The organism is Photorhabdus khanii NC19 (genome assembly GCF_000517265.1).
GTDB lineage: Bacteria > Pseudomonadota > Gammaproteobacteria > Enterobacterales > Enterobacteriaceae > Photorhabdus > Photorhabdus khanii.
On sequence record NZ_AYSJ01000014.1, the window covers coordinates 721,410 to 747,051 of the forward strand.

25 protein-coding genes and 1 pseudogene are annotated in these 25,642 nt (G+C 43.3%); 19 read left to right on the forward strand and 7 right to left on the reverse strand.

All coding sequences use genetic code 11. From position 1 onward, the window contains the following. Positions 1-64: 64 nt before the first annotated feature. The gene (gapA, locus tag PTE_RS18750) at positions 65-1,060 is read right to left on the reverse strand and encodes a glyceraldehyde-3-phosphate dehydrogenase (protein WP_036849547.1); all 996 of its coding nucleotides are present in this window, start codon (positions 1,058-1,060) and stop codon (positions 65-67) included. Between the two features lie 465 nt (positions 1,061-1,525). Between gapA and msrB the strand changes: the two genes are divergently transcribed. Both msrB and PTE_RS18760 read left to right on the forward strand, forming a co-directional pair. After that, the gene (gene msrB, locus PTE_RS18755) at positions 1,526-1,936 is read left to right on the forward strand and encodes a peptide-methionine (R)-S-oxide reductase MsrB (protein ID WP_036849621.1); all 411 of its coding nucleotides are present in this window, start codon (positions 1,526-1,528) and stop codon (positions 1,934-1,936) included. Positions 1,937-2,020: 84 nt separating this feature from the next. Then, positions 2,021-2,290, forward strand: coding sequence for a YeaC family protein (locus tag PTE_RS18760; RefSeq protein ID WP_036849548.1), 270 nt, complete (start codon positions 2,021-2,023; stop codon positions 2,288-2,290). A 61-nt stretch (positions 2,291-2,351) separates the two neighbouring features. On the opposite strand, the gene pncA is transcribed toward PTE_RS18760, so the two are convergent. The 3 genes from pncA to sppA all read right to left on the reverse strand — a co-directional run bounded on the left by pncA (position 2,352) and on the right by sppA (position 6,057). Then, positions 2,352-2,990 carry a bifunctional nicotinamidase/pyrazinamidase gene (gene pncA, locus PTE_RS18765; RefSeq protein WP_036849549.1) on the reverse strand — a complete coding sequence of 213 codons (639 nt, stop codon included), beginning with the start codon at positions 2,988-2,990 and terminating at the stop codon, positions 2,352-2,354. Between the two features lie 12 nt (positions 2,991-3,002). After that, positions 3,003-4,022 (reverse strand): asparaginase, encoded by a 1,020-nt coding sequence (ansA, locus tag PTE_RS18770; protein ID WP_036849550.1) that lies wholly within the window; start codon positions 4,020-4,022, stop codon positions 3,003-3,005. A gap of 169 nt (positions 4,023-4,191) precedes the next feature. After that, the gene (gene sppA, locus PTE_RS18775) at positions 4,192-6,057 is read right to left on the reverse strand and encodes a signal peptide peptidase SppA (protein WP_036849551.1); all 1,866 of its coding nucleotides are present in this window, start codon (positions 6,055-6,057) and stop codon (positions 4,192-4,194) included. A 170-nt stretch (positions 6,058-6,227) separates the two neighbouring features. On the opposite strand from sppA, the gene PTE_RS18780 reads away from it, so the two are divergent. From PTE_RS18780 to PTE_RS18790, 3 genes are read left to right on the forward strand one after another with little or no spacing between them, the layout of a single operon-like run. After that, on the forward strand, positions 6,228-6,779 hold the full coding sequence (locus PTE_RS18780) for an NAD(P)H nitroreductase (protein WP_036849552.1): 552 nt from the start codon (positions 6,228-6,230) through the stop codon (positions 6,777-6,779). A 12-nt stretch (positions 6,780-6,791) separates the two neighbouring features. Further along, on the forward strand, positions 6,792-7,835 hold the full coding sequence (selD, locus tag PTE_RS18785; RefSeq protein ID WP_036849553.1) for a selenide, water dikinase SelD: 1,044 nt from the start codon (positions 6,792-6,794) through the stop codon (positions 7,833-7,835). A gap of 5 nt (positions 7,836-7,840) precedes the next feature. Continuing rightward, positions 7,841-9,769 carry a DNA topoisomerase III gene (locus PTE_RS18790; RefSeq protein ID WP_036849554.1) on the forward strand — a complete coding sequence of 643 codons (1,929 nt, stop codon included), beginning with the start codon at positions 7,841-7,843 and terminating at the stop codon, positions 9,767-9,769. A gap of 57 nt (positions 9,770-9,826) precedes the next feature. On the opposite strand, the gene xthA is transcribed toward PTE_RS18790, so the two are convergent. Then, the gene (gene xthA / locus PTE_RS18795) at positions 9,827-10,633 is read right to left on the reverse strand and encodes an exodeoxyribonuclease III (protein WP_036849555.1); all 807 of its coding nucleotides are present in this window, start codon (positions 10,631-10,633) and stop codon (positions 9,827-9,829) included. A gap of 501 nt (positions 10,634-11,134) precedes the next feature. On the opposite strand from xthA, the gene PTE_RS18800 reads away from it, so the two are divergent. After that, positions 11,135-11,998, forward strand: a complete 864-nt coding sequence (locus PTE_RS18800) for a helix-turn-helix domain-containing protein (RefSeq protein ID WP_036849556.1) — start codon at positions 11,135-11,137, stop codon at positions 11,996-11,998. Positions 11,999-12,375: 377 nt separating this feature from the next. On the opposite strand, the gene PTE_RS18805 is transcribed toward PTE_RS18800, so the two are convergent. Next, positions 12,376-13,329 (reverse strand): hypothetical protein, encoded by a 954-nt coding sequence (locus PTE_RS18805; protein ID WP_036849557.1) that lies wholly within the window; start codon positions 13,327-13,329, stop codon positions 12,376-12,378. A 69-nt stretch (positions 13,330-13,398) separates the two neighbouring features. Here PTE_RS18805 and PTE_RS26650 point away from each other — a divergent pair, with 69 nt between their 5' ends. Together PTE_RS26650 and PTE_RS18810 are read left to right on the forward strand one after the other, a co-directional pair. After that, positions 13,399-13,605, forward strand: a complete 207-nt coding sequence (locus PTE_RS26650) for a hypothetical protein (protein WP_241826097.1) — start codon at positions 13,399-13,401, stop codon at positions 13,603-13,605. Positions 13,606-13,677: 72 nt separating this feature from the next. Then, positions 13,678-14,430, forward strand: a complete 753-nt coding sequence (locus PTE_RS18810; protein ID WP_241826098.1) for a hypothetical protein — start codon at positions 13,678-13,680, stop codon at positions 14,428-14,430. A 185-nt stretch (positions 14,431-14,615) separates the two neighbouring features. On the opposite strand, the gene PTE_RS18815 is transcribed toward PTE_RS18810, so the two are convergent. Beyond that, positions 14,616-15,098, reverse strand: coding sequence for a winged helix-turn-helix domain-containing protein (locus PTE_RS18815; RefSeq protein WP_239002282.1), 483 nt, complete (start codon positions 15,096-15,098; stop codon positions 14,616-14,618). A gap of 679 nt (positions 15,099-15,777) precedes the next feature. Between PTE_RS18815 and PTE_RS18820 the strand changes: the two genes are divergently transcribed. The 11 genes and pseudogenes from PTE_RS18820 to PTE_RS18870 all read left to right on the forward strand — a co-directional run. Further along, entirely contained in the window at positions 15,778-16,227 is a 450-nt protein-coding gene (locus PTE_RS18820; protein ID WP_036849558.1) for a phage tail protein, read from the forward strand. A gap of 63 nt (positions 16,228-16,290) precedes the next feature. Continuing rightward, positions 16,291-17,379, forward strand: a complete 1,089-nt coding sequence (locus PTE_RS18825; protein WP_036849559.1) for a phage tail sheath family protein — start codon at positions 16,291-16,293, stop codon at positions 17,377-17,379. Between the two features lie 56 nt (positions 17,380-17,435). Beyond that, positions 17,436-18,938: a phage tail sheath family protein gene (locus PTE_RS18830; protein WP_036849560.1), complete on the forward strand. Its 1,503-nt coding sequence runs from the start codon at positions 17,436-17,438 to the stop codon at positions 18,936-18,938. Positions 18,939-18,986: 48 nt separating this feature from the next. Continuing rightward, complete coding sequence (locus tag PTE_RS18835) at positions 18,987-20,183, forward strand: phage tail sheath family protein (protein ID WP_036849561.1); 1,197 nt, start codon at positions 18,987-18,989, stop codon at positions 20,181-20,183. Positions 20,184-20,199: 16 nt separating this feature from the next. Then, entirely contained in the window at positions 20,200-20,658 is a 459-nt protein-coding gene (locus PTE_RS18840; protein WP_036849562.1) for a phage tail protein, read from the forward strand. After that, positions 20,655-20,834 carry a DUF5908 family protein gene (locus PTE_RS18845; RefSeq protein WP_021325530.1) on the forward strand — a complete coding sequence of 60 codons (180 nt, stop codon included), beginning with the start codon at positions 20,655-20,657 and terminating at the stop codon, positions 20,832-20,834. Before PTE_RS18840 ends, PTE_RS18845 begins: the two co-directional genes overlap by 4 nt. Further along, a complete protein-coding gene (locus PTE_RS18850) occupies positions 20,821-21,504 on the forward strand; it encodes a CIS tube protein (RefSeq protein WP_036849563.1) in 684 nt (227 codons plus the stop codon). Before PTE_RS18845 ends, PTE_RS18850 begins: the two co-directional genes overlap by 14 nt. Then, a complete protein-coding gene (locus tag PTE_RS18855; protein ID WP_036849564.1) occupies positions 21,501-23,102 on the forward strand; it encodes a phage baseplate assembly protein V in 1,602 nt (533 codons plus the stop codon). The genes PTE_RS18850 and PTE_RS18855 overlap by 4 nt, the downstream gene beginning before the upstream one ends. A gap of 12 nt (positions 23,103-23,114) precedes the next feature. After that, a complete protein-coding gene (locus tag PTE_RS18860) occupies positions 23,115-23,561 on the forward strand; it encodes a GPW/gp25 family protein (protein WP_036849565.1) in 447 nt (148 codons plus the stop codon). Next, on the forward strand, positions 23,558-23,974 hold the full coding sequence (locus PTE_RS18865) for a hypothetical protein (protein WP_036849566.1): 417 nt from the start codon (positions 23,558-23,560) through the stop codon (positions 23,972-23,974). Before PTE_RS18860 ends, PTE_RS18865 begins: the two co-directional genes overlap by 4 nt. 84 nt (positions 23,975-24,058) lie before the next feature. Next, a pseudogene (locus PTE_RS18870) lies at positions 24,059-25,642 on the forward strand (hypothetical protein); the annotation flags it as partial.

The window sequence follows — 25,642 nt, forward strand, 5'->3', positions numbered from 1 at the left end:
ACGCAGATTAAAATAAAAGAGCCGCCAGGAAAGGCAGCTCTTTTCAGGCAAGGTAATAACTCAGTTATTTAGAGATGTGAGTGATCAGATCCAGAACTTTGTTAGAGTAACCTGTTTCGTTGTCATACCAGGAGACCAGCTTCACAAAGTTATCGTTCAGAGCGATACCGGCTTTTGCATCAAATACAGAAGTCAGTTTTTCGCCGTTGAAATCGTTAGACACCACGTCATCTTCGGTGTAACCCAGAACACCTTTCAGTTCACCTTCAGCTGCGTCTTTGATGGCATCACAGATTTGCTGATAAGTGGCTGATTTTTCCAGACGTACAGTCAGATCAACAACAGAGACGTTAGGAGTAGGAACACGGAAAGCCATACCGGTCAGTTTACCGTTCAGCTCAGGGATAACTTTACCTACCGCTTTCGCCGCACCGGTAGAAGATGGGATGATATTCTGAGCGGCGCCACGACCACCACGCCAATCTTTCGCAGAAGGGCCATCCACGGTTTTCTGAGTCGCAGTGGTTGCGTGAACAGTGGTCATCAGGCCTTCAACGATGCCGAATTTATCATTGATAACTTTAGCCAGCGGCGCCAGACAGTTAGTAGTGCAAGAGGCATTGGAAACGATGTCCTGGCCTGCGTAAGCTTTGTGGTTAACACCCATAACAAACATCGGTGTGTCATCTTTGGATGGGCCGGTCAGAACCACTTTTTTCGCACCCGCGGTAATGTGCTTACGTGCAGTTTCATCAGTCAGGAAGATACCTGTTGCTTCTGCAACAACATCAACGCCCACGTCATTCCATTTCAGGTTAGCGGGATCTCTCTCTGCTGTCACACGGATAGTTTTACCGTTAACAACCAGGTGGCCGTCTTTTACTTCAACCGTTCCATTGAAGCGGCCGTGAGTTGAATCGTATTTCAGCATGTAAGCCATGTATTCTGCGTCCAGCAAATCGTTGATTGCGACGATTTCGATGTCTGAACGTTCTTGTGCAGCACGGAAAACAATACGGCCAATACGACCAAAACCGTTGATACCTACTTTGATAGTCATAGTGTTCCACCAGCTATTTTTTAGTGAATTAAAAATTATTACTAAAGTTACCAAAACCTTGCCAGCCGTCAAGCGGAATCGTGTCAATAGTCGAAAAATATCGACTTTGAGTGCACCATTTAGACGTTCGCTATGCGGTACTGGCAATCGATTTGCCCCTCATTATCGGGGTGCAGACAGATATTTAAAGTTAATCGGTTAGATATGCGAGTCACATCACAAATAGTGGGATAAACATCTTCAGTTAACCGCTTAAAATAGATTCCACTGATGTAATGTTAATTTCTTGTTATACCCTATAGATTTCAAGATGCATCGAGACGGCAAGAGAGCGAATCCCCGGGAGCATAGCGAACTATGTGACCGGGGTGAGCGAGTGCAGCCAACAAAGAGGCAACTTGAAAGATAATGGGTATATTATCATTTGATTTTATTGAGAACACGAGTCTTATTAAGGTGGTCGTTATGGCTAAGAATCCTGATGTTTCCCTTTATACAGAGCTTACTGATATTCAGCGTCATGTTACCCAGAATGCCGGGACGGAACCGCCATTTTCGGGGAAATTGCTACATAATAAAAAAAGTGGCGTGTATCATTGTCTGTGCTGTGGGCAGCCGTTATTTATGTCCGATACTAAATTTGATTCTGGCTGCGGTTGGCCGAGTTTTTACCAGCCTGTCAGCGATGATGCAATACTGTATCTTGATGATAATAGTCATAATATGCAGCGTATTGAAGTTCGTTGCCGCCATTGTGACGCTCATTTGGGGCATGTGTTCCCTGATGGCCCGAAACCGACAGGAGAACGTTTTTGTATTAACTCGGTTGCGTTAAGTTTCACTGATGAAAATACAGGTGAAAAAACAGTAGGTTAATCATTTTATCATTGCCGGCATTGCCGTTAATTTATGTAAGAAAAATCGTTTCAGCTAATTCTGGAAAATAATGAGGAAATATCAATGGAACTGGATGATCTGTTATCAGTAATGACACCAGAGATATATCAACGCTTGGTTCAGGCAGTCGAACTGGGTAAATGGCAGGATGGTGTGCCTTTAACTGTGGAGCAGAAAGAGAATAGCCTGCAAATGATTATGTTATGGCAAGCAAGGCATAACCATGAACCTGAGCATATGACAATCGGTACTGATGGTCAGTTGGTGATGAAGAGTAAACAAGAACTGAAAGCGGCCTTTCAGTCTGAAATGGTGGCAACATTCAAGACATAATCTTCGCAAGATGGATATGAAAAGGCTGAGTTTGTTGAACTCAGCCTGGCCTTGATTGTTCTCAGAAAAGGGTGCTTTCCAGTTGGGCAAGTTCTATCAGTATTGCACCTTGCGCTTTTATCTCTTTGAATGCGGATTGGCTGTCGCCTGGACTGAGATTAACCCCCCGGCAACCATCAGCAATTACCCAGGTTTCATAACCTAGTGCCAGCGCATCTAGCGCGGTAAACTTCACACAATAATCAGTGGCGATACCAATAATAAACAGGCGCTCAATTTGCTCTGTTTGCAACCAGTCATCAAGCCGGGTTTTACTCTGATAGCCGTTGTCAAAGAAAGCACTGTAGCTGTCTATTTGTGGATTTTCGCCTTTGTAGAAAACCTCAATAATGGCCTGCTTGTTCAATTGTGGATGGAAATCAGCGCCATGTTGCCCCTGTACACAGTGTTCCGGCCACCATACTTGTGGAATACCGTTCAGTATACCGATATCCCCGATCTTCTGGCCGGAGTTGACTGCGAAGCTCATATGTTCAGCAGGGTGCCAGTCTTGGGTGGCAAGAATGCTGATATTGTGTTTCAGACAGATATCAATTGCCTGATTTGCAACATCAATGACGTGCTCACTCTCTTTTACGGCTAACGCACCGCCGGTACAGAAATCGTTCTGTAGATCAATAAGTAATAGGGCTGTTTTCATCTCTTTCTCGGATTATTTGTCGGCATAACTTAATTCACCACGTAAATTTTGTTGCATTAAATAACGAATTTTTTCACTGCTATAGGGTTGACTGAGTAAATAGTGCAACTTAGTTAAAGTGGCTTCAAAGGTCATATCGTAGCCACTGATAACACCGGCTTCAGCCAGAGCATGACCGGTTGCGTAACCATCCATGTTTACCCTGCCAGAAATGCACTGAGTCAGATTGACAACCACAATCCCTCTCTCTGTTGTCTGTTTTAGCTCTTTCAATAATTCAGGATGTTGTGGCGCGTTGCCGACGCCATATGAGCGCAGGATTAAGGCTTTAACCGGTTGCATTAAAATATTATTCACAACCTGACTGGAAAGGCCGGGATAAATGGTTATCACGCCAATGGGCTGAGGGGTGATCTGATGAGTGATAAATTCGTCATGGTTGGCAGGGGCCGGACATGCATTGAAGGTTTTGATGTTAATACCTGCTTCCATCAATGGGGAACAGTTTGGTGAGGCAAAAGCATCAAAACCGTCTGCATGTGCTTTGACCGTCCGGTTCCCACGGAACAATTTATTATTGAAAAACAGACTGACCTCGTTAACCGGGTAGTTAGCAGCAAGGTAAAGCGCATTCAGCAAGTTTGTCTGCCCGTCAGAACGCAGTGCTTCCAGTGGAATTTGCGATCCTGTCACAATTACCGGCTTACCCAGATTCTCAAACATAAAAGAGAGAGCGGATGCGGTAAATGCCATCGTGTCCGTGCCATGCAGGATCACGAAACCATCATAATCATCGTAATTTTGCCGGATATCATCAGCGATAAGTTGCCAGTCTTCTGGCGTCATATCAGAAGAATCAATCAGTGGTTGATGTTCACGGAGGGTGAATGTCGGCATTTCAGACCGGTGGAATTCGGGCATCTTGGTGAGTTGGCGCTGTAAATGCCCGGAAACGGGAATATATCCCTGAGATGAGCGTTGCATCCCAATGGTTCCGCCGGTATAGACGACATAAATAGATTTCTTCTGCATGACTGTGCCTCCTAAAAAGATCAGCTGGATTATAGGAGTATTACAAAATAAAAAAAGCCTGACAGGGTATCTGTCAGGCTAAAAACATCATTAATTAAGTTATCACCAGAATCATACCGGGGGATTCTAACGGCATGTTTCTGCTAATATTATGCATTATTATGGTTTTTTAGCGAATATCTCCGCAGTTTAAACAGAACGCATAACGATTTTGTGGATCATTCAAATGGCGATAAAACTCAGCTTGCTGTTTTACTGCTTGCGCGACCTGCGTCAGTGGCGCAGGCAACCATGCCTGAATTGCTTCCGGTACAATCGCTTGAGCGGTTGTCGTCAACTGGCTCATCAGCAACTCACTGAATGACATTTCCGGCTGCATCCAGTCAAGTTCTGGATTATCCAGTTTTGCTAATTCAGCCGCTTTGGCAACTGCGTCGTCGAAATCACCTAATTGGTCGACCAATCCATTGGTTTTAGCATCATTTCCAATCCACACATGCCCTTGAGCAATTTTATCGACCTCTTCTGATGTCTTATTGCGTGAGTCAGCAACAAGGCCGATAAAGTTCTTATAGCCGCTCTCAATATTAAGCTGTATCAGCTCTGAGAACTCTTTACTGAGCCCTTTAGTGACAGAAATACCCGCTAGTGGTGTCGTGGAAATGCCGTCAGTGTGGATACCAATATGATCCAGACTGTTTTCATAAGTGGTAATGACGCCGAAGATACCAATAGAACCGGTCAACGTACTTTGGTTTGCGATAATGTAATTCGCAGGGGTAGAGATCCAGTAGCCACCGGATGCAGCCATTCCACCCATAGAAACAACGATCGGTTTATTCGCTGCACGCAGAGCGGCCAGCTCAGTGCGGATAACATCGGAAGCGCTAACACTGCCGCCAGGACTGTTTACTCGCAGAATAACGGCTTTGATATTATTATCTAAACGCGCTTGACGGATTTGAGCGGCGGTTGTATCACCACCAACCATTCCTGGAACCTGTTGCCCATCAACGATCGCGCCCTGCGCTATGATAACGGCAATATTGCCTTTGGATGGTGATTTGTTTGCCAGCAATTGTGGCGCGTAATCATAAATACTGATGGCATTGAAATGTTGGTTTTTTTCATCCCAACCAAAGGCTTTTGTCATCTCACTTTCAATGATATTGCGTGGGGCGACATAATCGACCAGTTTGCGTTTAAGTGCATATTGGGCATTGTCTCCGCCGACAGCACGCAGGCCGGCAATCATCTCATCCGCGCCTGGGAATACTTGATGAACAGAAAGTTTGCGGTTAGCGGCGATAGTATTGAGGTAGTTTTGCCAAAGACCGTTGACCCAACGGCTGTCAGCTTCCCGTGCTGCCGGAGACATATCATCACGCATAACCGGCTCGACGGCTGATTTATACGTCCCGACCCGGAAAATATGTGTGGTGACTTTCAGCGAATCCAGCAGGGATTTGTAATAGAGGTTATTGGTCGAATAGCCATAAAGACCAACTGCACCTTGTGGTGACAGATAAATTTTATCGGCGAAAGTGGCCAGATAATATTGCGGCTGGTTGTAATTATCACTGATCGCGTAGACGGGTTTGCCTGAGGTTTTAAACTCATTAATCGCTTTACCGATATACTGCATAGATGGCTGGTCAGCGCCGATGAAATCGTCAAGTTTCAACACCAGACCCGTGATTTTGTCATCGGTTTTTGCCAGGCGAATGGTATCAACAATATCAAACAGAGAATTTTCCTGTAATTTATTGCCGGATGAACCAAACAGTTCACGTCCTAATTGATTCAATGGGTTACGGCTGGAAACCTGATCCACAACAACACCGGTGAGATTGACATATAATGCTCCCTGATAACTATCCACCGTTTTATTGGGCTGTTGATAAAGCATAAAGCCCCCAACAATCACCAAGATGAGCAGGATAAAAATCAGGTTTGAAATGACTTCCCGAACAAAATTCAGCAGTCGCCAACTCCATTTAAATAATCTTGCGACCCACTTCCATAAAATACGCATATCATCTCCAAAGATAGGATCAAGTAGGGCTATCCTAATGACCAGACATATAAATGTCAGCTTCAAATAGTGTCAAATTGTCCGAAAAGGCCGCTTTTGGGCTTTTATTCGTTAACAAATAAACAGAAAATGTTAGCTTATAACAAAATAACTTATTCAGGAGAAAAAATATGAATGCATTAGAACTCTTGTTGAACCGACGTTCAGCATCACGTTTAACGACATCTGCGCCTCAAGGTGAAGCATTACAGAATATTCTGGCCGCGGGTATGAGAGTGCCTGATCATGGCGCCTTACGGCCGTGGCGCTTTATTGTCATGCAGGATGAGGGTATTGATCGGTTTAGCCAATTACTCCACCAGGCTGCCGTTGACAGTAATCTGGGGGTTGAAGCGGAAGAAAAAGCCAAAAGTGCGCCTTATCGTGCACCATTAATTATCGCGGTTATTGCAAAGGTAATGGAGAATTCCAAGATACCGGAATGGGAACAAGTGGTTTCTGCCGGCTGCGCTGTGCACGCGATGCAGATGGCTGCGGTGGCGCAAGGGTTTGGTGGTATCTGGCGTACAGGTTCATGGACTGATGATGATACGGTGCGTACTGGTCTGGGTTGTAATGAGCATGACAAGGTAGTAGGTTTTCTCTACCTTGGAACGCCTGTTTTGAAAGCGCCAGGCAAAGTTGCCACGCCGGATATGACTAATTTTGTCAGCTACTTCTGACCGGAGTCTGTTATGTCAACAGAAGTTCGTCTTACCCAGTACAGCCACGGTGCTGGATGCGGCTGTAAAATTTCACCGAAAGTTCTGGAAACCATTCTGCATAGTGAGCAGGAAAAATTTCTTGATCCTCACTTACTGGTGGGTAATGAAACGCGTGATGATGCTGCGGTTTATGATATTGGCAATGGTACGGGCATCATCAGTACGACAGATTTCTTCATGCCGATCGTTGATGATCCGTTTGATTTTGGACGGATTGCCGCGACAAATGCTATCAGCGATATTTATGCCATGGGCGGTAAGCCCATTATGGCGATAGCGATCCTGGGATGGCCGATGGATAAACTGGCGCCGGAAATTGCCCGCAAGGTGATTGAAGGTGGTCGGGCTGCTTGTAAAGACGCGGGAATTTCACTGGCTGGAGGACACTCTATTGATGCACCTGAGCCTATTTTTGGTCTGGCTGTAACCGGTATCGTTAATATTGATCGGGTGAAACGGAACAGTACAGCAAAAGCTGGTAGCCAGCTATTTCTGACAAAGCCGCTTGGCATTGGGGTATTGACCACGGCGGAGAAAAAAAGCCTGTTGTTGCCTGAGCATCAGGGCGTCGCGACAGCAACCATGTGTCGCTTAAATAAACTGGGGTCTGATCTTGCCGAAATTGCGGGTGTTACAGCAATGACTGATGTGACCGGGTTTGGTTTGTTAGGGCATTTGAGTGAAATTTGTCAAGGATCGGGTGTCCGGGCAACTCTCCGTTTTGCAAAAATTCCTAAACTACCGGAAGTGGGATCCTATATTGAAAAGGGGTGTGTTCCGGGGGGCACTGGGCGTAATTTTGACAGTTATGGTCATCTTATTGGTGAAATGACAGCGCTTCAGCGTAACCTGTTATGTGATCCGCAAACATCAGGCGGCCTGCTGCTGGCCGTTCTGCCAGAAGCGGTAGATGAAGTGAAAGTGATTGCACGATGTCATGGCATTGAACTGACAGCAATGGGTGAGTTGTCTGAGCAACAGTCAGGCAGAGTGCTGATTGAGGTTAATGAATAATATCCATGCAGCTTTTTATTGCAGAAAAACCAAGCCTGGCCAGGGCGATTGCTGATGTTTTACCGAAACCGCATCGCCGTGGTGATGGCTTTATTGCTTGTGGAAATAACCAGTTTGTGACCTGGTGTGTTGGGCACTTGCTGGAACAGGCGGAACCTGATGCTTATGACAGTCGCTTTGCCCGTTGGTCACTGGCTGATCTTCCCATCATTCCGGAAAAATGGCAGCTAAAACCGCGGCCTTCTGTGGCGAAACAGCTCAACATCATCCGGGAGTTGCTGGGAAAAGCAGATGAAGTGGTACATGCGGGTGACCCGGATCGTGAAGGGCAATTGCTGGTGGATGAGGTTCTGGATTTTTTGAAATTGGATGGTGAAAAGCGAAAAAAAGTTCGCCGTTGCCTGATAAGTGATCTAAATCCACAAGCGGTTACCAGAGCTATTGATAGGTTAAGGGATAACCGGGATTTTATTCCGCTATGTGTTTCCGCTCTCGCCAGAGCCAGGGCTGATTGGTTGTATGGTATTAACATGACCCGGGCTTATACCTTGCTTGGACGCAATGCGGGGTACCAGGGCGTATTATCTGTCGGGCGGGTTCAGACACCGGTTTTGGGGTTAGTTGTTCGCCGGGATGAAGAGATTGAACATTTCGTACCAAAAGATTTCTTTGAGGTGAAAGCCCATATTGTTACGCCAAAGGATGAGCGTTTTACCGCTCTCTGGCAGCCAAGTGAATCTTGTATTGATTTTCTGGATGACGAAGGGCGATTGATACATCGGCCTCTGGCTGAGCATGTTGTTGCCAGAATCACCGGCCAGCCGGCCTATGTGACATCTTATCAGGATAAGCGGGAATCTGAAGTTGCTCCTTTGCCGTTTTCATTATCTTCGTTACAGATTGAAGCTGCTAAACGTTTTGGCCTGAATGCACAGCAAGTGTTGGATATTTGCCAGCGATTGTATGAAACGCATAAACTGATTACTTATCCCCGTTCTGATTGCCGTTATTTGCCCGAAGAACATTTTGCAGGGCGCCATGCGGTGCTTAATGCAATCTCTGTTCATACAACCAATTTGTTGCCACAAGCATTACTGGAAACCGACAGAAAGAATCGTTGTTGGGATGATAAAAAGGTTGATGCCCACCATGCAATTATTCCTACGGCACGAAGTAACCATATAAATCTGACAGACAACGAGGCTAATATTTATGGTTTGATTGCCAGACAATATTTGATGCAATTTTTCCCAGATGCCATATTCCGCAAATGTATTATTGAATTGGAAATTGCCGGTGGAAAATTTATTGCTAAAGCGCGTTTTCTTGCTGAGGCAGGTTGGAGAACATTGCTTGGCAATAAAGAGCGTGATGAAGAAAATGATGGAACGCCATTACCGGTTGTTGCTAAGGGTGATGAATTATTGTGTGAAAGAGGAGAGGTGGTAGAACGCCAAACTCAACCACCAAAGCCATTTACTGATGCAACTATCCTTTCTGCTATGACGGGGATTGCCCGTTTTGTGCAGGATAAGGAATTGAAGAAAGTCCTTCGCGCAACGGATGGGCTGGGTACTGAAGCAACACGTGCCGGCATTATCGAACTGTTGTTTAAACGGGAGTTTCTTTATAAAAAAGGGCGTCATATTCATGCAACGCCTGCGGGTAGGGCACTCATTCATGTATTACCTGATATGGCTGCTTTACCGGATATGACAGCCCACTGGGAGTCCCGATTAACGCAAATCAGCGAAAAACAGTTCCGCTATCAAGATTTCATGGGGCCACTTGAGGAGACATTGCAGCAATTAATTTGGCAGGCTAAACAGAACCGTAACTTAAAAGCTTTTCGTGATTTGCCCCCGGTTCCGATTAAAGAGAAAAAAGGGAAAAAAACAAAATCGACAAAAAACGCTAAAGCAATTGCGCCGTAGGGCGCAGTTGCTACGTTATTTTAAAGGAAATGATTGATATTCGGCGTTAACAGAATATCACATTTCAAATTCTACCCAGACAGGCGCATGATCTGACGGTTTTTCCATTTCACGGATTTTATAATCAATACCTGTCGCAATACAGCGCTCCATCAAGGGCTTACTGGCAAGAAGTAAATCTATACGTAGCCCGCGATTATCATCAAACCCTTTTGATCGATAATCAAACCAGGAAAATTGGTCGATACATTCAGGATTCATATTCCTGAATGTATCGACCAGACCCCAACTTTTCAGGCGATCCATCCAATCTCTCTCTTCTGGCAGGAAAGAACATTTACCTGTTTTTAACCAGCGTTTTTGGTTGTTCTCTCCAATGCCGATATCCAGATCCGTCGGACTGATATTCATATCCCCCATAATAATCACTTGTGATTGAGGCGATAAATTTTGTTCCAGATAGCTTTGCAGGTCCTGATAAAATTTCTCTTTTGCAGGAAATTTCACTGGATGGTCACGGCTTTCTCCCTGTGGAAAATAACCATTAATGACTGTCAATAGCCCGTGTGGGGTTTCCATATCTGCCATGATAATACGGCGTTGAGCATCTTCATCGTCCCCGGGAAAACCATGGCGCACAGTAAGAGGAGCCTGACGTGTTAACAGTGCAACGCCGTAATGGGCTTTCTGACCGTAATAAAACACATGATAGCCAAGCTTCCTAACTTCTTCTAAAGGAAACGCCTCATCATGGACTTTTGTTTCCTGTAGGCCGATAACATCGGGTTGATGTTGCTCGACGATCGCAGCTAACTGATGGGGGCGGGCACGTAATCCATTAATATTAAAAGAGATCAATTTCATCTTTTACAGCCATCCAGTAAAAAGACACAAGAACAATAATAACAGATGGATCTTAAAAAGTAACTATTGACAATGGTCAGGACGAAATAGTAACGGAACCCTAATATTATAATTAATTGTGAAAAATATAATAATTTATGGTGAGAAAACACTGAGGTTAGACCGTTTTTATCTCTAGTGTTACAAAAATTGATTACTGAAAAATGTAGAACCCTATCCTAATCTTTGATAGAAAATTGAGCTCGTTAGTAATGTTTATATTTTCTAATGGTTGATTGGTTGAGATTAATTTTTGAACCATGATAAACATGAATAAATAGAGTTTATTGAGCCACCTATGTATTGAACATAAGCTTTTTTTATGTGGTATATGTTTGAGAAGTATTTGTTTTTTTGTACAAAATTTACGCCTTCACAGTATCGAACTGATTTATCTGTCATTTGGTGAAGGCTATTTCAAAGAAATTATTTTAGCCACAAGTTATATAGGAACGGTGAATTATGTTTTTTTCTCGTAAATTAGAAGCATTCATGGCAGTGGTGGAAAATGGTTCTTTAAGTAAAGCGGCAAGAGTGATGAACCGAACAACTCCTCCAGTAGCTAAATCAATCAAAGACTTCGAAGCAACATTAGGGAAGCGCCTTTTCAAAAGGGAGAAATTTGGGATGAGTCTGACTAAAGATGGTTTAGAATTATATAATGATCTTAAAGATCTTTATTTACAAGAAAAAGAAATAACTAAAAAACATATCAGTGGTAGTATATGTAACATAGTTAATATTTATTACGATTGGGGGAAAAACAAACACCTAATTTATTTATATAAGGCAGCTGACAGAAATAGCTCCCAAGTAAATATATTCCGGTTTAGTTATGATAACATTGAAGAAATAGTGGATTACGACGGCAACACGCTCATTATGAGCTCAGAAAAGATACTAAGTGACCGTTTTAGTCTTATTCGTAAAATAAAAGGACCAGAATTGGGAATTTGCTGCCGAAAAGAGTTATTGGATATTGCTGGTGGTGATGTGATGCAATTGCTAAAAAATAATACTTGGTTGTGTGATCCTGTACTTTATAAAAGCAGTTTCATTAAAAATCTGGAAGAAGAAGTTATTCAAAGTGGTGGGAAAGTGAATATGCGTCAGATGGATAATATGGGGTGCTGCATGAATTTCATTTATTCAAGAGACTATATTTTCATTACAGATTCTCATCCTGATGAATTGGAAGGAGGTGATGCTTTAAGTTTTGTTCCTATTGAAAAACCGGGTACAGCAAACCAATGTTATATTTATAAGTCTAAATCACATTCAAGTGTACTTAATCGTTTTATCGATTCAGTAAATGATATGAGTTAAATTTATTTTACGCGGAGTAGATTATTGTAAGCTCCGCGTTGTTGTTTTGCGGAGATGACGATAGAAAGTTTTCACTGTACCCAGATGATAAATTTATATTTGTTATTTTTTGTTATACCCGGAATAATTTTTCATGGTAGTAGGGAAAGATAGACTGTTTCCTCGCCTTTTGGACTAACACGCTGCAAGCACTACGTTGTTATTTTGCTTTGCTTAATTCGAACCTTGCTCGAAGTGCAAAGCATCCTGCATGTGAGTACCATGTATTCATTGAGATGGGTGATACATGATTTCTAAGCCGGGGTTCTCCCGGCTTCAGGCTTTCAGGGACGTTCCTGGTGATACTTACCCTCTGGCGCGTTTACCACAACCTTGTCTTATTGTTTTAGCCACGGCGTTGCCGTACTCCAAAAAATGATGTTCGCCCCCAGGTAGTTTTCAGCGAAATCAGCAAACTCCTCCTGAGTGAAGGGTTTCTTGGTTTTTGGGTTAGTGTAGGTCAGAGTCGGTTCCTGGACCGCCATTGCGACCAAATCTAGCTTGCCTTTGTAACGGTTGAAAAAGGGATAGGCGTTTTTCATCTGTGCGGATTGATATGGCACGATATCGGGGCCACCCAGGCCGATCTTATTTTTTGACGCGAAATTAAATAGGCGGGACATGTATTGGTGATCATTATTCCATTCGCATGGCCAGAAGTTAACGTATTGCACCACGTAGGATTTTTTGAATACCTGGCGGGCAAATTTAATGTTATCAAGTTCAGCGGCAAAATAGTGGTCGCAACTAAAACCGGTTGTGTCGTGCTTCATGTCAATATCAATGGCGGTTTCTGGCAGATTAATGCCGGTAATACGGCCATCAAACTCTTTTGCTAATGCAGAAAGGAGATTCTGATAGCGTTTGCGCAGATCGGTATTCCACTGAATAGCAACCCAGCCATAACCTTGCGCTTTACCTTCACCGGGATTATCAACTTGTGCAACTAAACCACCTTGATATTTCGAGCTCTGTTGAAGATAAAACGGGATATAGCGGGCATCTTTCTCAAAAAAGCGATCCTGAATCTGGATAAACAACTTCTTTTGGATTTTACTAAGCAATGCGAGATCTTTTTCGATCGCGGAAAAATCATATTTTCCCGGCGCACTCTCCAGTTGTTTCCAGTTATAAACAATTTGTACACCATCGATGTCCTGACGTTCCAGCAATTCATGTAGCTGGTTGAGGTCATCAGATGAAGTGTAGAGATAGTTTCGAGGTTTCGCTGCTAATGCAGCAGTTGACAGTAAACTAAAAATCAGGCTGGTGGAGATAAGTTGTCTTAGCATTTTTTTCCTATTCTTAATGCGAGGTCTTATAGAGTAGCGCCTTTGCGCTATAAATTATGGTTTATCATTTTGCTTTTAATACTGGTTGCCGGCACACTCGTTTATGCTTTTCTAAAAGACACGACCGATTTCGTTCACGCGGCGCTTTATAGCAGCTTACCTTCCTTTCTTGTATGGCTGATGTTATTCGGCGTGGTGCTGAACCGCTATGAGCGATATTGTGTGGCAGCATGTGCCTGGGAAGAGGCCAGTGCTGAAACTCGCTTCCAATGGTAGCAATAGCAGATGTGGTCAGTAATATTATTTTGACGCCTGAACAGCAAGGCATGGCATCACTATTAGGCGATATTGAAAGATATTCCTGCTTTTCCTCATAGAGAGCGTGCGCTATTTTCGCCATCAAGAGATATCCCGCCATTATTGGATAAAATAGATCAGGATTTTGAGAAACAATGCCCGGGTTATCGCTATCTTTTACGTAAGGTTTATCTCGCAGAATCCCCTTCTATAGATTTGTCTCGCTATCAGGAATTGATCGGCCAACGCTGGAAAGTACAACGGGTACACATAGCGAATCGGGATGAGATCGATAAGTTATATAATGAGGCGGCTTTTGAGGGGCTGATAATGGTTATCGCATTGCAGCTTTGGCCTGCCAAGGATGACAGAAAGGCGTACAGTGAATTTGTTTCTGCTCAACTATTCTCATCCACAAAATTTGCTATTCAAAATAAGTTAAACATCCTTGCTGGCATGGGGTGGCCTTTACCTTCGTTACCGGGAGAAATAATAAAAGATTTGCATGTATTGTTTGAATATAACCGTATTGATAAAAAGAACATGAAACACCTCTGGGTAACGGGTATCACTGATAAAGTGCGGACTGAGCTGATGATTTACAGTTATGATAATTCGCTCAGTTTCTCCCCGGAGAACCCGATTCATTTAATTGATCACTCTTTTGGTCAGTCGGGGCCGCTGTCTGTATTTTTGACATCAGCTATGCTGACTGAAGCAATTCACCTGACAAATAGCGACCATATCGTCATTAATCAATTATCTGAGGGTAGCGCAGTACTCTATTTAATGACGAAGGAATGACATCAATGAAAAAACAAATAACCTCAATGCTATTATGGTGGGAGTGTTTTCTCATAATGATGAGTCATGATCTTTTCTTATTAAAGCGGCTCATCAATTATTGGAGTGAGCCGCGGAGGAGAGTTGATAACTTTAATTTATCTCCATTGACGGAGAAGTAACCGATCTGCAAATAAAAATCATCATTATTTCTTAGCCAGAAAAGGGGCGGTATATAGGATAGTCGATAGCCAGAGACTTGCCGTAATGAACATAATAACAAGTCTGGTGAAACGCGAATAAGACGGCTTTGGAGTTGTATCAGTGGGCGTGGATAATTGGGTATTTTTTGACTGATTATCATCTTGTTCATTATCCTGAAATGGCAGGATAAAACGATAGCCTTGTCGGTATACGGTATGGATTGCTTCACCCAGGTCACAATAGCGTAGTGTTCGGCGTAATTTACAGATCAATTGCAGCAGATTGGTTTCTGCTACACCATTTTTGCGTTCAGGCCAAACCAAAGGGATTAGCTGTTCCCGGTTTAACGTATTCCCTTGCGATGCATGTTCCCACAGTGCGAGTAGCAGGCGTTTCTCTTTTTCCGTAATGACAAATATATTTTTACCATGGATTATTTTGTTTAAGTCACAGTCTAAATAAACATCTCTAGTTATTTTCAGCATAACGCATTCTCTGCCTCTGTTTAGTGTTTGTCTATTCGTCATAGCTAGGAGAGCTCAAATAGGCTTATGCCTGTTAAAATTTATATAATTTCTGCATGAGTAATGCAAGAAAATAAATGATTTAAATTTTTTTATTTTATTTTTTCATGTGGGTTATTTTTCTGTTTCTTATTAAGAAATAAAATTAATGATAATTATTTATTTATCAGTTTTATTTATATTTAATGATGAGTTATCTATTTACTTTGGAAACAGAGGGGTTTTTATAATTCATACTATAGATAAGAGCTTTTTATGGATTAATGAGTGAATAAGTCGTCATGAATAATAACCCAATAAACTGAGTGGTATTTTGTTATGATATTGAATTAATGGAGAAAAATAGAAATTAAAATAATTAATTTTTATTTTTAACTTTTATTTAAGTGTGATTGCGTGATTATTTAGCCATGACTAATTCCAACGTGATGTTTATCACGTATTAACTGAGTTAGTCATTGGTCAGTAGTCGTTAGATCACCTCATTCTTTAATGAGGAGGTGGATATATGAATATAAATCCAGGCGAATATACCAGAATTAGGCATGATACCTAAGGGCGGTAGCGTACCTAAAATGATAATGATGAGTATTCTAACCCAGCTTATTAAATGTAATAAACTCCTTAGAAGGAAATAACAATGTCTACAACTGCCGAGCAAATTGCTGTTCAATACCCAATTCCCACTTACCGTTTTGTCGTTACTGTCGGTGATGAACAAATGTCTTTCCAAAGCGTATCGGGATTAGATATCAGCCATGACACAATTGAATATCGTGATGGAATTGGTAACTGGTTACAAATGCCTGGTCAGCGTCAGAGGCCAACGATTACCTTGAAACGCGGTATTTTTAAAGGGCAATCTAAATTATACGATTGGATTAATTCTATTTCTCTTAATCAGATAGAAAAGAAAGATATTTCTATCAGCTTGACTGATGAAACCGGTTCAAGTTTGTTAATTACCTGGAATATTTCTAATGCTTTTCCAGAAAAATTAACCGCGCCCAGCTTTGATGCTTCCAGTAATGAGGTTGCGGTGCAGGAAATCAGTTTGAAGGCCGATCGGGTTACTGTTGAATTCCATTAATACACTGTTTAGTGCCACGAATAGCTTGGCATGTCAATTCAGTGGTTTTTAAAGGCTAATATTATGACAACTGTTACAACTTATCCGGGTGTCTATATTGAAGAAGATGCCTCATTGGCACTCTCTATTCGTTCAAGTGCAACGGCGGTACCTGTTTTTGCTGTTGAAGATCACAATTCATTTGTATCAGCTGGTACCTCTCTTCGAGTTAATAGCTGGTTGGAATATCTGACACTAAAAGGCAGGTCATTTAATTCTGGTGATAAGCTTGATATTTCACTGCGCGCCTATTTTATTAACGGCGGTGGATATTGCTATCTCGTCAAAGCCACAGATTTAGAAAAACAAGTTCCAAAGCTTGACGATGTCACATTGCTGGTTGCCGCTGGAGAAGATATCAATGAGGTGACGGGAAAACTGTGTAAAACGGGCAAAGGATTATTCGCCATTTTTGATGGCCCAGAAGATCAAATAACTTCGGAGCAAAAACCAGACGAACTCCTCGAATCTTATGCCTCTACTCCTTATGGCGCGGTTTATTATCCTTGGCTGACCGCTGAATGGGGAGATAAAAAAGCCAAAGTTGATATTCCTCCCAGTGCAGTGATGGCGGGTATCTATGCTAGTGTCGATAACAGTCGGGGTGTTTGGCAAGCACCGGCTAACGTGGCTATTCAAGGTGGATTACAACCTAAATATCTGGTAACTGACGATCTGCAAGGGGAATATAACCGAGGAAAGGCGCTGAATATGATCCGCACCTTTCCTAAGAGCGGCACATTGGTTTGGGGAGCCCGTACGCTTGAGGACAGTGATAATTGGCGCTATATCCCGGTTCGCCGCCTGTTTAACAGCGCAGAGCGGGACATTAAAAATGCCATGAGTTTTGCGGTCTTTGAACCTAACAGCCAACCTACTTGGGAAGCAGTGCGTCGGGCTATTGATAATTATCTTTATTCCCTTTGGCAACAAGGCGGATTGATGGGAAATAAAGCTGAACAGGCTTATTTTGTTCAAATCGGTAAGGGTACCACCATGACTGATGACGATATTAAACAGGGCAAAATGATTGTCAAAATTGGTATGGCTGCTGTTCGTCCAGCTGAATTTGTTATTTTGCAGTTTAGCCAGTCAATTGGGCAAGCCCGATAAATAATTGTAGCCTGCTTAATAGTTGCTAATCATCTAAATTGAATGAGGAAGTCATAATGCCGTCTGACGCATATACTACACCCGGTGTTTATATTGAGGAAGATGCTTCGCTATCGTTATCAATTAGCACCAGCCCAACGGCTATTCCGGTTTTCATTGGTAAGTTTTTTAAAAAAGACGGTAGCCAAATAAAACAGAGTAGCTGTATTAAAATTACCAGTTGGTTAGATTTTATCTCGCAGTTTTCATTATCTTCATCTTTTATCGTGTCAATACAGGCTACAGAAGAAAAGGCAGAGGAAAAGACGGAGGAAAAAGCAGAAGAAAAAGCAGAAGAAAAGGCAGAAATAAGCGCAGAGACTGTTGCTAAGCCACTAAAAAACAGTCAGAAAAATGCTAAAATTGGTAGTGGTATCTTAGTGGATAAGGAAGTTAAAAAAACCTATACCTATGTTGCCACTGTCCAGATCGCTTCTTTCAGTGCTTTTGCTGTGCAGCATTATTTTAGTAATGGCGGTGGTGTTTGTTATTTGCTGCCATTGGTAGCGGCAGCGACAACTGATATTCCGAAAGTAAAAGCTGCTAAAGCAGTAAAGACTGCTGAGGCTGTAAAATATGAATTAGCAACTCTGCCGGACTTGATAGAAAAACAGCAGGAGATCACCTTACTGCTATGCCCTGAAACGGATAAAACGTTAGCACCTAGTCAAAAACAGGAGGTTTACAGTGGAGTAAATTCTTTGTTAAAAAACAAAGTGGGTTATTTCCTGATTGCTGATAGTACAGGTGGGGAAGATAAACCAACTACACAGCCGGATAAAACCGCTGTTTATTATCCTGATTTAGAGACCTCTTTTACTTATAACCAGCCAGCGGATGCTGATATTGCTCTGAGTGGTTATGAGGATCCATCAGCTAATCTGGAAACATTGAAAACAGCTTCACCAGAGGAATATGTTAAAGCTAAAAAAGCTGTCGATGACGTATTTAAAGCGACTAAAATCATTTTACCCCCAAGTGCCGCAGTCGCGGGTGCCTATGCGGCAACCGATGCCAGTCGGGGGGTATGGAAAGCGCCAGCCAATGTCGCATTAAATAATGCGAAACCTGTTGAGGTCATTACCGACAACGATCAAAGCACGATGAATAAAGTGGGTATTAATGTCATTCGTCACTTTACTGGCAAAGGCACACTGATTTGGGGCGCACGAACCCTGAAAGATGATGATAACTGGCGCTATATTCCGGTACGGCGTTTATTTAATGCAGCAGAACGGGATATCAAACAGGCAATGCGATTTGCTGTTTTTGAACCCAATAGCCAACCAACCTGGGAGCGGGTGCGGTCAGCCATTGACAACTATCTCCATCAACTCTGGCAACAAGGGGCGCTGGTCGGCAGTAGTCCCCAAGAAGCCTATTTTGTCCAAATTGGCCTAGGTGTCACTATATCTGACGACGATATTAAGCAGGGAAAAATGATCGTCAAAGTGGGTATGGCGGCAGTACGTCCGGCTGAATTTATCATCCTGAAATTTTCGCAAAAAGTAGCACAGTAATCATACTGAGGCGCGGTTTGCCGCGCCTGTTTTGTTGAGGAAACGACAATGGCGATTAAACAGCCGGGTGTCATAGTAACGGAAAACCTGATATCCCAGAAGCAGGATGATGCATTTATCGGTGTACCGGTTTTTATTGGTTGTATTCAACCTGCTAAAAACAACCACATCAGTGATAGAACCGCCGTAAAAATAAACAGCCTGACCAATTTTACCCTGAAATTTAGAGAGTCAGGATTAATGTACTACTCCGTGCGCCACTTTTTTGAAAATGGGGGTCAGCAAGCCTATGTCCTGCCACTGGGGCCTGATGAGCAATTAAAAGATTTTCAGTCATTGATCACTACGCTACAACAGGAATGGATTAAACAGGCTATTGCCGCAGAGATTACTATCACACTGATTGTGGTCCCTGATATTGTCCGCTTTAATCAGGAGGGGGAGTTTGGCGCCACCGTAGATCTTTGGTTACAGTTCTGGCAGTCAGTGTTTGATCTTTGTAAAAGTCGGCGTGGCATCATGGGATTGCTGGATGCTCCTGATAACCCAGCATTGGCTGCTAAATGTTTAGCGCAATTTTCTTCAAATGATCGGCAATGGGGAGCGGTATACTGGCCGGGACTGAAAAGTGCATACCAAGAAAGTGGTGAACATATCATCCTTTCGCCTACCGCGGCGGTCGCTGCTATCATCCAGAATCACGATAATCAGAAAGGCATATGGACCGCCCCTGCTAATGTGGTTTTAGCCAAAGTGGTTAGCCCGATACGCTCTTTTATTGAAGCTGATGCACTCTTTAATCGGGATGACGACATCCCGCTGAATCTGATTCGCAGTTTTCCTGGCAAAGGGATTAAAATCTGGGGATGTCGAACCTTGGACAACACACTTGATTCCCCTTGGCGCTATATCCAAATTCGCCGCCTGGTCTCCTATATTGAAGCTCATATAACCCGACTGGGCCGGGCCTTTGTTTTCGAACCCAATAATCCGATCACTTGGATGAAACTTAAGGGCCAAACCTACAACTGGCTGCATCAGTTATGGTTAAAAGGTGGACTGTCAGGTACCCAGGAAGAGTGGGCATTTGACATATTACTCGGTGTTGACGAGTCAATGAGTGAAGCGGATGTGCTGGCCGGGAAAATGATCATGAAAATCAAACTGGCTCTGCTCATTCCGGCGGAATTTATTGAGCTGAACTTAACGTTTGATACTCGTACCGGCGCAACCCAATTAAGTTAATAAACAGAGGCAAAATATGCATAACCTCTACACCCCGTCAGTATCACACCGTTTTATCGCCAGTTTTCTTTTTAATAATATTCCCAGCCCATTTGATATTGCCTTTCAGCAGATATCAGGTCTCAGCCGTGAATTGCAAACGACTCAACACAATCAAGGCGGGGAAAATGCCAGAAATATCTGGCTGGCCGATAAGATCCAACACGGTAGTTTGGTGTTGGAACGTGGTGTTATGACAGTGACACCGCTCACTCTGATATTTGATCATGTCTTGCGCGGAGAAAAGGCGATTTATGCCGATGTGGTCATTATGTTGCTGAATGAAAATTTTTTACCCGTGGCGAGTTGGACAATCAGTAATGCGTTACCGGTTCGTTGGTCTACCGGTAACTTTGATGCCAATAGCAATGCTGTTTTGGTGAATTCTCTGGAGTTACGTTATCAAGATATACTCTGGTTAGGAGTGAAAGCATGACTGTAGAAATTAAGGAACTGATTATTCAGGCTAAAGTTACCGATTCTGCGAGTGATTTATCATCTCCGCGAACATTAGTGCAGGAAGCGTTGGACGACGCTCGCCTGATTGAGAGGATAAAGCATGAGGTGTTAGAGGCACTACGGGAAACAGGAGGCCATTATGAGCTTAATTGAACGTAGTCTGTCCAAACTCACGCTGACGGCTTTTAAAGATCGGGAAGGTAAAACCTTGGTAGGCAGTTTACAGATGATGTATAACCCTGATGCTATCCAACTGGATTATCAAGCCAGTTATAAAAAGGGTGAAAGTATTACCAGTACCCACCAAAGCAACCACTATGTGTCATCTCAACCTGCTGGCTTGTCATTAGATCTGTTGTTTGATGCATCCATGCCCGGCAACACTACGCCGATAGAAACCCAACTGGCGATCCTGAAAACGCTCTGTGCCATTGATGCTGGTACCAAAGTCTCTCACTTTCTTAAAATCAAGTGGGGGAAAATGCGCTGGGAAAACAAAGGCTATTTTGCCTGCCGGGCCACCGGTCTCAGCATTCATTACACCTTGTTTGACCGGGACGCTACCCCGTTGCGGGCCACTGCCACCTTATCTCTGGTGGCGGATGAGAGCTTTGTTATTCAGACTACCGAGCAACAGTTAAGGTCACCGCCGGTTACTGCGGTTAACGTAACCGATATGCTCTCCCTGCCATTGATTGCACTGGGCGCTGGCGCTTCTCTCGCAGGGGGGATCGATTATCTCTCCCTTGCCTGGCAAAACGGTCTGGATAATCTTGATGATTTTACTCCGGGACAAACGCTACAAGCACGGAGGGAGGTATGAAGATACCCACAATAGCGATTAAGATAGGCGGCAAGGTACTCAATCAGTTTACTGTCATCAGTTTGTCAGTAAATTATTCTATCAATGGCATTCCTTCGGCTAACATCACTCTGGGTATCATCGGTGATACCAGCCATATTTTTGATGCCAAGGCGCAGGCTGAACTGGCAAGTTGTCGTCCGAATCATGAGCTTATTGTGCAGATCCAAAAAAATGTGTTGTTTAAAGGGATCATCGTTCGGCAGACCTTGGGGCTTAAAGGTCAGGACAGTCTGATGATTCTGACGGCAAAACATCCACTGCAAAAATTAACGCATAGTTTCCACTCGCAACTATTCAGTAAACAGAGCGATGAGGCGATTATCAAGAAGCTATTCAGTCAGGCTGGTGTGCCCGTCGCGATAAAACAAGCGCCTCAGCTTAAGACGGTGCATGAACAGATGGTGCAGTTTCGCTGTAATGACTGGACTTTTCTAAAAAGCCGGCTTAGTGCTACCAATACTTGGCTACTCCCCGGCAATGACGCCAATACGTTGGTAACGCCGGAATCACTGAATCAATCAACTGTACATACCCTTCGTCAGCGCGGCAACCACCAGGACGTGGTGCTGTTTGAAGCTAATCTGCAATGGGATAATCAGCGCAGCCCCAAAACGATAAGTGTACAGTCTTGGGATATTACCCAACAAAAGCTGTCTCAGGCGATTCAGGCAAAGAACAGCGGGTTTGGTCGCGGTCAGCTTGCTGCGGACATTCTGAAACCGCTTACCGGCCAAGAGTGGCAATGGATTTTCAGCTACCCATTGGATAATGAACAAACCAAGCAGTTTGCTCAAGGCATCATAGGCAACCGACGAAGCCATAATATATCCGGTAATTTTGAGGTTGAAGGTGATGATCGCTATAAACCGGGTGATGTTTTGGCATTAACTGGCTTTGGTCAGGGGATGGATGGTCAGGCGATTATTACCGGTGTAAAGCAGACTATCACTCAGCGGCAAGGCTGGCGTACCCGGTTAACTTTAGGTATGCAATCAGATGTAGAACACGTTGTGCCTCAGGTTAAAGAGCTGCATATCGGGATCGTAGAAAAATACCACCAAGACAGCCAATCGCTGGGCCGTATTCCGGTCAAAATACCGGCTTTAAACTTAACCAACGGCACTCTTTTTGCCCGCTTAAGTAAACCTTATGCCAGCCATGAAAGTGGATTTTGTTTCTACCCGGAACCGGGGGATGAGGTGATTATCGGTTTCTTTGAATGTGACCCCCGTTTTCCGGTGATATTAGGATCTATGCACAACCCTAAAAATAAACCGCCGTTGGAACCGAGTGAAAAAAATCTGGTGAAAACGTTAGTGATTAAGCAAGGAGAGAATCAGCAAGCACTCATATTCGATAATAAAGATAAGACGCTCGCATTTAATAGTGGAAAAAATACATTATCTTTGCAACAGGATAAAGATATCACCATCAGTTCCGCTAAAAATCTCATCACTCATGCACAGGAAATTAATCTCCAGGCCGATAAATCCCTGTCAGCCGCTGGAAAATCTGGGGTTGATATTAAAGGGGCAAAAATTAATTTAACACAATAATAGGGTAGTGAGATGGCAGATAAAATATTAGCTGATATTTATGGTCGGGGTTGGGCATTTCCGCCTCAATTTTCTATTAAAGATAATGCGCATTCTGAAACACAATCTGGCGTAATAATGGCGGAAGGAGCAGAGCATGTCCGCCAGAATATGAAAATTCTTTTTTTAACTGAACCTGGTGAACGGATTATGCGTGAAGATTACGGTTGCGGCTTAAATGATTATATGTTTGAAAATATCAGTGACGAATTGATGGCACGGATTCAAACGCGTATTGAAGAACGCGTATTACGTTATGAACCCCGTGCAGCAGTGACTGAAATTCAGGTGAGTCAGGGAGCAGATTTGCTTAATACCTTACATGTTCAGGTGACTTATGCCCTAAGGGGCAGCGAAATCAGCCAACAAATTGAAGGTATTCTTGAGATTGGTGAAGGGCCGATACGGGTGATCTTATGAGTAAACAACTGGTTATTGATGGCGACATCCTGCTATTCGAACCCTTGTTCGGCAACCGGCAGGTCATCATTTTGGGGTTGGCAACCATCAGGGGCAGTGGGCACGTGCAAATCCGGGGAAAAAAGATCGTGATTGTGGGAGATGAAAAAAAGGTACAGTTTCAAGCGCAGTATATTACCCCGAGTCACCCGATACCCGGCATGGGCATGGTCACCATTGCTCAATTGGATACCAGCCAGCAGGTAAACTTTTGCCGTAGCCCTGTCACGATGATTGTTGTTGGGCAGCAATTTATTGCCCGTTTTACGCCGTCACAACCGGCAAATAATCCATCGACCGGACCGGATGTAACAGTCCCAAGTATGGGAAAAGGCCGTTTTATTGCCAGTCAGTATACTGTCAGTGCCGGGTAGATAACCTCGCTAATCTTATTTTTAAATAACAACGATCTCCTGAAAACATATTAAGGTTATATTCAAATAACAGGTGGTATAAATATGGAACAGACCGGATTAACGAATAAACTTGCCGCTATCGTATCGGATACTGATTTTAAACTTGATGAAAGAAGTACACTGGATATTTTAAACTGGCTTAAAGAATACGCTGAAAAAATCCCTTTCGATCAAGAGAAAAAACAGTTCTGGAGTAGCTTCTATTTTTTTCAGAAAAATAACCCTCAGGAATTAGCGAATATTTACCAGAATGCGAATAAAGCAAATGGTCTTTTACCCGCTCATCAGGCTTTTTTACTGGCTTTTTTAAAACTATTAGAAACGACTAAAGCATTATTTAATACCTTTCCGGCTCGGCATCGAAATCTTTATTATCGGGAATTATTGGGCTTGAAACCGAGAGATGCTCAGGCGGATCAGGTGGCGATAGGTATTACCCTGAATTCGGATCGTATTGAATATCTTGTTCCTAAAGGAACCCGCTTTGATGCCGGACATGATAGTGCGGGAAATCCGTTACAGTATGTGTCCGAGTCGAATGTATTGGCAAATCAAGGGGAACTGACCGACTTACGTTGGTGTCGGAAAGAGGGTGATGGCTGGAAATCGGCAATACCATTAAATCTTGCAGATAACATTGTATTCCCTGAAAACGGTATTCAACTTTTTAGCCCAAAGCTTAATGGTGTTCCGGTTCTTTACGGCTATCTGATCACTTCGCCGCTATTTGCGATGCTGGCAGGAGAAAGAAGTATTAAAATAACACTGGCAGACAAGTGGGCAGGTAATGATTGTCACGTCACCGCTAAGATTAGCTCGGGAGATCACTGGCTTTCTCTGTCTGTAAAAAAAGAAAAAGATACCGATTATCTGATGCTTTGCTTATCAGCTAATGATGATCCTATCACTCCTCCTGACAACCTTGATGGAATGACATTTGATGCACCGGTTGTACCAGTGCTTAAATTGGGCACTGCTCAGGGACCTGTGCTGCCCAAGATTAAAGATATTGAGATCAGCATTAACGGCAACCGTAATGTGCACTATGCCTCTGACGGCGGTATTGAACAGACGGATACAGCCAGTTTTCCCTTTGGTCAATTGCCATCGTTAGGTGCTGGTTTTAATTTGGTTGCCCCGGAATGGTATGGCACTGAAAGTGCAACGCTCACGATGACTCCTCAATGGGTTGGCTTGCCCAAAGAGGGTTTTAAAGAGTGGTATAAGGAGGTTAAGAAGAATGAAGAGGGCCAAGAACTCTGCCCTGTTTATAGGATTACTGCAAATGATGCATTTAAAGCACAGGGTTACTTAGTCACTCCTCAGAAGAGAGAAAAGCTTAATGAGGTGCAGTCATTATTCAGTGGAGATAAAGAACCACAAGGACAAAGCCTGAAATTTACCTTACCGGCAATGAATTACCCTCTTGCAGACAGCCCAAAGCCCAACGACTGGCCTGCGTCAATACGCCTAGAACTGGTCGAGCAGGATTTTATGCATACCCAATATTGGCAAGATCCTACCGGTAAGAATTTGCCCTATACGCCACAAATCAGCGCGTTGCAGATTCAATTCAACGCTAAAGCTAAGCCTGAGCAATTTACTGTTTATCCTCTGACGCCTTTT